Source organism: Moorena sp. SIO3I6 (assembly GCF_010672095.1).
This window is the reverse complement of record NZ_JAAHHU010001001.1, coordinates 1-1,807: the sequence shown is the minus strand read 5'-3', so window position 1 is coordinate 1,807 and position 1,807 is coordinate 1. Positions and strand designations below refer to the sequence as shown.

Below are 1,807 nucleotides of genomic sequence, written 5' to 3'. Positions count from 1 at the left end.
CAAGTAAAATTGCGACTGAGGTATTGGATAAATAGCCGAGTAGGAAAAGCGATTAGTCGTCCTTCTACCTTTAGAAGTGATGCTCAGTTATTAGTCTTTGCCTTACGGAATATTAGTAGTGACGAAGATGCTGCACTACTTTCTTTAGGGATTTACTCAGCAGCCTTAAGACGTTCTTTAGCCTCACCTGTGAGTATATTTTTCATCGATGAAAGTCCCATTCTGTTCCAATATAATTCCATTGCTGAATTAATTGGCAGATTGTGTGCTAATGGAGCCAAAGCCGGAATTCGGGTAATTTTATCGGCTCAAGATCCAGATACTATTTCCAAGTCTCCCAGTGCAGCGAAAATTTTTCAGAATATAACAACTCGCTTAGTAGGGAGAATTCAACCAACAGCAGTAGATAGCTTTGTCAATATTTTAAAATATCCTTCAGACATTATTAACAAAAATGCCACAGAAGGATTTTTCCCTAAACAAGAAGGAATGTATTCTCAATGGTTACTCGATGACAATGGGATTTACACCTACTGTCGATTTTATCCCGGTTCAGCACTGTTAACAGCAGTTGCTAATAATCCTGAAGAATCAGCAATTCGTCAGACAGCAATGCGCTTACATCCCAAGGATAAAATTATGGCTATGCATTATGCTAGTAAAAAAATGGCAGAAATGCGTAATTCAGAAGTCCAAGTCGTCAATTCAAAGTTACCCGAGCCGAGAGCAAAAGTTCGAATTCATAATTAAGCTGAAAAATAGTATATAATTTAGGTAAATCAGGGATACGCTTTTATAGCGCTACGCGCAAGTCAGAAGTTATAAGTCAGAAGTAAAAAGTAAGCTTAGACTTACGTTTCGGAGTTTAGTAATGTCCTAATCTCAATGCGTAGTGCTATATGGTTTAGCTTTCATTTTTAACTTTTCAGCCTTCAGCCTTTTTTCGTAACTATTCAATTTAGGAGTTCAATCATGGCGAAAAATGTGACCAAAACTTGGATACAGTTGTTAATTATTAGTACGCTAATTACAGCAGTTCCTAAACCCGCCTATGCTTCTGGTGGAATTGTGGATAGTTTTGTTGACTCCTTTGTTGAGGAATTTCAGAAGGTTAAGTCTTACTTTACAAATTTCTTCGATGAATTTACCAATTTACCAGAAACCATAGACAACGATTTGAAATCAGCATTGGAAGATTCCATGGGAGTTTTAGGTCTCCCCGATGTGGAAGACGTCAGAGCGTCAATTGAGGAAAGTCTCCAAGAAAGCGATTACCCAATTTATGAAGGAGACAAACTTGCTAATGAAGTAGAAAGGCAAGTTGCTAGAGCATCAGCGTCTCGTGTTCTGAGTCAAGAAGGACAGGAGCAGTCAATCCAGGAGCTAAAGCAAATGCAGGATACTGTTTCACAGGTACAGCAATTAGCTCAAACAGCTCAAAATGAGACAGTTACTCAGAATGTGATCAAAGAAGTCGCTCTTCAGAATGCTCGTCAAGCCGCCATACTCGGCTCCTTGCAAGCCGCTACTGTTGAAGAAGCGCAACGACAAGAAATTTCTAACATGCTCCAAAGCAATATCTCTCGTGCTTTGGATGGACAAACTCAGGCAGATCAATACCAAAAACTGGGCGCTGGTATGGAAACTTTGAGAATCACCTCGTTAAGTGGCTTGTTTTAGTTACAGGACTTACGCACAGAATCCATGGGTAGGGTGGGCAAAACCTTGCCCACCCTACAGGTAGCTGTTGATCGTTAATTGTTAATCGTTAACCGTTGACCGTCAACAGTTATCTGGATCCAGAATT

General features: G+C 39.8%; 1 protein-coding gene and 1 pseudogene. Both read left to right on the top strand.

Annotation, left to right across the window (positions count from 1 at the left end; genetic code table 11):
* A pseudogene (locus F6K49_RS45425) lies at nucleotides 1-750 on the top strand (hypothetical protein); the annotation flags it as partial.
* 222 nt (nucleotides 751-972) lie between these two features.
* On the top strand, nucleotides 973-1,680 hold the full coding sequence (locus F6K49_RS45420; RefSeq protein ID WP_293026816.1) for a hypothetical protein: 708 nt from the start codon (nucleotides 973-975) through the stop codon (nucleotides 1,678-1,680).
* Nucleotides 1,681-1,807 lie beyond the last annotated feature (127 nt).

What these genes read in the sequence shown, in the direction of transcription:
- F6K49_RS45420 (WP_293026816.1), top strand. Translation starts at nt 973, where the DNA reads ATGGCGAAAAATGTGACCAAAACTTGGATACAGTTGTTAATTATTAGT.